The organism is Pseudorhodoplanes sp. (genome assembly GCF_046289595.1).
Lineage (GTDB): Bacteria > Pseudomonadota > Alphaproteobacteria > Rhizobiales > Xanthobacteraceae > Pseudorhodoplanes.
In genome coordinates, this window is sequence record NZ_JBKBVB010000192.1 from 1 (window position 1) to 4,685 (window position 4,685).

Annotated in this window: 5 protein-coding genes; 2 read left to right on the plus strand and 3 right to left on the minus strand. The window is 63.9% G+C overall.

The window, feature by feature from the left end:
• On the plus strand, positions 1-423 hold a 423-nt coding region (locus ACK41X_RS22565; protein WP_409728292.1), incomplete at its 5' end, for a dienelactone hydrolase family protein.
• 92 nt (positions 424-515) lie between these two features.
• On the opposite strand, the gene ACK41X_RS22570 is transcribed toward ACK41X_RS22565, so the two are convergent.
• The 3 genes from ACK41X_RS22570 to ACK41X_RS22580 form a co-directional block, all read right to left on the minus strand.
• Positions 516-1,517 (minus strand): Hsp33 family molecular chaperone, encoded by a 1,002-nt coding sequence (locus tag ACK41X_RS22570; RefSeq protein ID WP_409728294.1) that lies wholly within the window; start codon positions 1,515-1,517, stop codon positions 516-518.
• A gap of 182 nt (positions 1,518-1,699) precedes the next feature.
• The gene (gene argF, locus ACK41X_RS22575; RefSeq protein WP_409728297.1) at positions 1,700-2,626 is read right to left on the minus strand and encodes an ornithine carbamoyltransferase; all 927 of its coding nucleotides are present in this window, start codon (positions 2,624-2,626) and stop codon (positions 1,700-1,702) included.
• Entirely contained in the window at positions 2,626-3,846 is a 1,221-nt protein-coding gene (locus ACK41X_RS22580) for an aspartate aminotransferase family protein (protein WP_409728300.1), read from the minus strand. Before ACK41X_RS22580 ends, argF begins: the two co-directional genes overlap by 1 nt.
• A 389-nt stretch (positions 3,847-4,235) precedes the next feature.
• Here ACK41X_RS22580 and ACK41X_RS22585 point away from each other — a divergent pair.
• Positions 4,236-4,685, plus strand: a 450-nt coding sequence (locus tag ACK41X_RS22585) for a GcrA family cell cycle regulator (protein WP_409728302.1), incomplete at its 3' end; no start/stop codon positions are given.

Sequence of the window (4,685 nt, forward strand, 5' to 3'; positions counted from 1 at the left end):
AGCCTGTTGCTGGGCGGCCTCTCCGAGGCGCAGAAACGCAGCCAGGGTAATGTGGTGGTGATGGGCTATTGCTTTGGCGGCACCGCAACGCTCGAACTCGCACGCTCAGGCAAGGCGAACAAGGTCAAGGGCTATGCCAGCTTCCATGGCGGGCTCGCGACGCCGGCGGGCCAAAGCTATGCCAAAGATACGCCGCCGATCTTCGTGGCGCATGGCGGTGCCGACACCATCATCAAGATGCCCGAGGTCGCAGCCTTCGTCGAGGAGCTGGAAAAGACCGGCGTCAGATACGACCTCGAGATTTATTCCGGCGCCCCGCATGCTTTCACGGTGTTCGGCGCGCCGGTTTACCGCGAGCACGCCGACCGGAAATCCTGGGCAACCTTCCAGGATTTTTTGAAGGCGAATCTCGGCGGCTCATAAATTCCCCGCCCAGCCTCCGGCCAGTTGCCCCTTGAACGACTGAGTTCTCCCCGCGAGCTGGCAGAGATAAACCGAGCAAGCGGCCCTTGCTCCTAATCCTCAAGTCCCCTCGTACCCACTTCGTCCGGTGCGAAGTCGTAGGTGCGGTTGCAAAACTCGCAGGTCACCGCGATCTTGCCGTCTTCGACCATGTGGTCGCGATCATCCTGCGAGAAGCTTTTCAGCATCGCCTCGACATTATCGCGCGAACAGGAGCATTGCGCCGCGACATTGGTGCTGTCGAATACGCGCACCCCGCGCTCGTGGAACAGCCGGTAGACCAGCCGCTCGGTGGAGAGATCGGGATCGATCAGTTCGATATCCTCCACGGTTTCAACCAGCGCCTTGCCCTCGATCCAGGCCTCGTCTTCCGGCACGGATTCGAATGCGACGCCCTCCGGGACATCCCCCGGATCCAGATCCGGCATGCGTTGTCGCTCTTCCGACTTGGGCAGGAATTGCAGCATGATGCCGCCGGCGCGCCAATGCGTCATGCCGCTGTCGCCGCGCCGCATCTCCTCGGCAACCGCGAGCCGCACGCGCGTCGGGATCTGTTCCGAGCGCAGGAAATATTCATGTGCCGCCGCTTCCAGCCCGCCGCCATCCAGCGCAACGAGGCCCTGATACCGGTTCATGTCGGCGCCCTGGTCGATGGTCATGGCGAGATGGCCGCGGCCAAGCAGGTCGCCGCCCGAGACCTTGCCGCTCGTCATCGCTTCGGCAACGCGCTGCTTGTCGAAACGCGCACAGGCGCGAATACGCCCCCCGGTCACGTAATCGACCACCAGCATGCGTACCGGGCCGTCGCTCTGGGTCTGCAGGATGAAGCGTCCGTCGAATTTCAGCGAGGAGCCGAACAATGCCGCAAGCGCGATCGCTTCGCCCAGCAGCTTGGAAACCGGCAGCGGATAGTCGTGCCGGGTGAGGATTTCGTCGATCGCGGGGCCGAGCCGGACCACACGCCCGCGCAGATCCAGCGCCGCCACCTCGAAGGGCAGGATGCTGTCGTCGGGGGAATGCTGGGAGGGAGTGCGGGTCGGGATTTCGATGTCCATCGGGGCATAAATGGGTTGAAGCTTCGGCGAAAAACCATTGTCGTCATGGCCGGGCAAAGCCGTTCGAAGAACGGCGTCGGTTCGCTCGCCGATGACCCGGCCATCCACGCCTTGACTACGACAAGAAAGACGTGGATGCCCGGCGCAAGGCCGGGCATGACGGGATCATCGCAACAGCTCGCCTATCGCGGCGTGGCGTTCAGGCACCAAGTAAGAATGCCTTTCTGCGCATGCAAGCGGTTCTCGGCCTCATCGAACACCACCGATTGCGGCCCGTCCATGACCTCGTCGGTCACTTCCTCGCCGCGATGCGCCGGCAGGCAATGCATGAATATGGCATCCGGGCGGGCCTTGGCCATCAGCTTGGCATTGACCTGATAGGGCTTCAGCAGATTGTGCCGGTAGGTTTCGCTGTCCTCGTCGCCCATCGACACCCAGGTGTCGGTGACGACGCAATGAGCGCCGCGCACGGCCTCTTCCGGGTCGGTGACGATATGAATCGGTGCACCGGATTGCGCGATCCAGTCGAGCAGCCAGGGCTGCGGTTTCAGTTCCGGCGGCGTCGCCACATTGAGGCGGAAATCGAGGCGCTCGGCGGCGTGCATCCAGGATGTCAGCACGTTGTTGGCGTCGCCGGTCCAAGCCACGGTTTTCCTCTTGATCGGGCCGAGATGCTCCTCGAAGGTCATGACGTCGGCCATCACCTGGCACGGATGCGACTGCTTGGTCAGCGCATTGATGACCGGCACGGTGGCGTGCTGCGCAAGCTCGGTGACCAGATCGTGCTCCAGGGTGCGGATCACCACCGCATCGACGAAACGCGACATCACCCGCGCGGTATCGGGGATCGACTCGCCGCGGCCGAGCTGCATTTCCTGGCCGGTCAGCGCAATGACGTCGCCGCCGAGCTGCCGCATCGCCACTTCGAAAGAGATGCGGGTGCGGGTCGAAGGCCGGTCGAAAATCATGGCCATGGTCTGGCCGGACAGCGGACGCGTGCCGCGGCCGCGTGCTTTCTTCATGGCACGCGCAGCGGTAATGATCGCGCGCAGGTCCGCCGGTCGCAGGTCGATCAGGTCGATGAAATGCCGGACGCTGCGCTTTGGCATCACACGGCCGTTTCTGTCACGGGCTTGGCGGCCTGCGCGAGTTTCGCACAGGCGCGATCGATCATGGCGACGGCCTCGGCAACCTGGGAGTCGTCGATGATCAGGGGCGGCAGGAGACGCACGACATTGTCGCCTGCAGCGATCGTCAGCAGCTTTTCGTTGCGCAAGGCGGCGACCATATCGGTATTCGGCACGACGCAGACGAGCCCGAGCAGCAGCCCCTCGCCGCGCACTTCGGCGATGACCGACGGATAGCGGTCCTTCAGCTCGGCTAGGCGCTGCTTGAGCAGGAGCGACATCCGCCGGGTATTTTCAAGGAAGCCGGGTGAAAGAACGACATCGAGCACGGCATTGCCGACGCGCGTCGCCAGCGGATTGCCGCCGAAGGTCGAACCATGGGTGCCGGCGGTCATACCCTTGCCGGCTTCCGCGGTCGCAACGAACGCCCCGATCGGAAAGCCGCCGCCGAGCGCCTTGGCCAGCGCCATGATGTCGGGCGCGATGCCCGAATGCATATAGCCGAACAGATCGCCGGTGCGGCCAATGCCGGTCTGCACCTCGTCGAACACCAGCATCAGACCGTTGTCGTCGCACAGCTGGCGCAGCTGGCGCAGAAATTCCGGCGGCACCACGCGAACGCCGCCCTCGCCCTGGACCGGCTCAATGAGGATCGCGGCGGTGGTGGGGCCGACCGCCTTTTTGGTGGCCTCAAGATCGGCGAAGGGGACCTGGATGAAACCGCCGGCGACCGGACCGAAGCCTTCGAGATATTTCTTCTGGCCGCCGGCGGCGAGCGTCGCCAGCGTCCGGCCATGGAAGGCACCTTCATAGGTGATGATGTCGACGCGCTCGGGATGGCCCGACACGGCATGATATTTGCGCGCAGTCTTGATCGCGCCTTCCATCGCCTCTGCACCGGAATTGCAGAAGAACACGAGATCCGCGAACGAGGCTGCGCAGAGCCGGTCGGCCAGCCGCTCGGCTTCGGGAATGCGGAACAGGTTGGAGACGTGCCAGACTTTGTGCGCCTGATCGGTCAGCGCCTCGACCAGCGCCGGATGCGCATGACCGAGCACGTTCACCGCGACGCCGGAACCGAAATCCAGATAGCGCTCGCCCGTGGTTGCGATCAGCCACGCACCCTCGCCCCGCTCGAAGGCGAGATCGGCACGGGCGTAAGTCGGCATCAGATGCGAGGCCACGGCAAAACGATCCGTCATTGTGCCGGACCGCCTGAACCCCGCCAGGCGATGTCCGTGCTCAAATGAAATATGCCGCCCCGGCGGGCGGCACTTCGAAACGCATTCTAGGTGCGGCCCTTTGGGTGTCAACCGACCGGACCGAATGCCGTCAGCGGAACGGCGCGCAATAAGGCGTGGAAAAGCAGGCGTTGGGGTCGATCAGGGTGGGGACGTGTGGCCCAGGGACTCTTGCGGCCGAGTCCAGCGATTGTGTAGTGTCACCCCTGTCAGATACGACATCTCGTGCGGCGGACAGTCTAAGTCAGTAAATCTGCGTAGGTGGCGTCACGCTGGCAGCCTTGAGGCTGTCCGGTGACGGGATCGGATTCTGCGGACGGCAGCGCCTGCGTGGCCAACAGGAGAAACCCATGACGTGGACGGACGAACGGGTCGAACAATTGAAAAAGCTCTGGTCCGACGGCCTTTCGGCCTCCCAGATCGCAGCGGAACTCGGCGGCATCACCCGCAATGCGGTGATCGGCAAGGTACACCGGCTTGGTCTCTCCGGCCGGACCAAGGCGCCATCCTCCGCAGCGCCAAGGCAGCGCAAGCCACGGACATCGCATATGCTGCGCGTGGCGCGTCCGGCGATACGCGGCAACACTGCTCTGGCCCAGGCCTTTGCCTACGATTACGAGGTCGATACCGATCCGTCGCCGGTCGAAAACGTCATCCCGATCGGACAGCGCCGCACGCTGCTGGAGCTGAACGAACAGACCTGCAAATGGCCGATCGGCGACCCGGCCAGCGGCGAATTCTACTTCTGCGGCGGCAATGCCGTCACCGGACTGCCCTACTGCGCCTATCACGCGCGTATT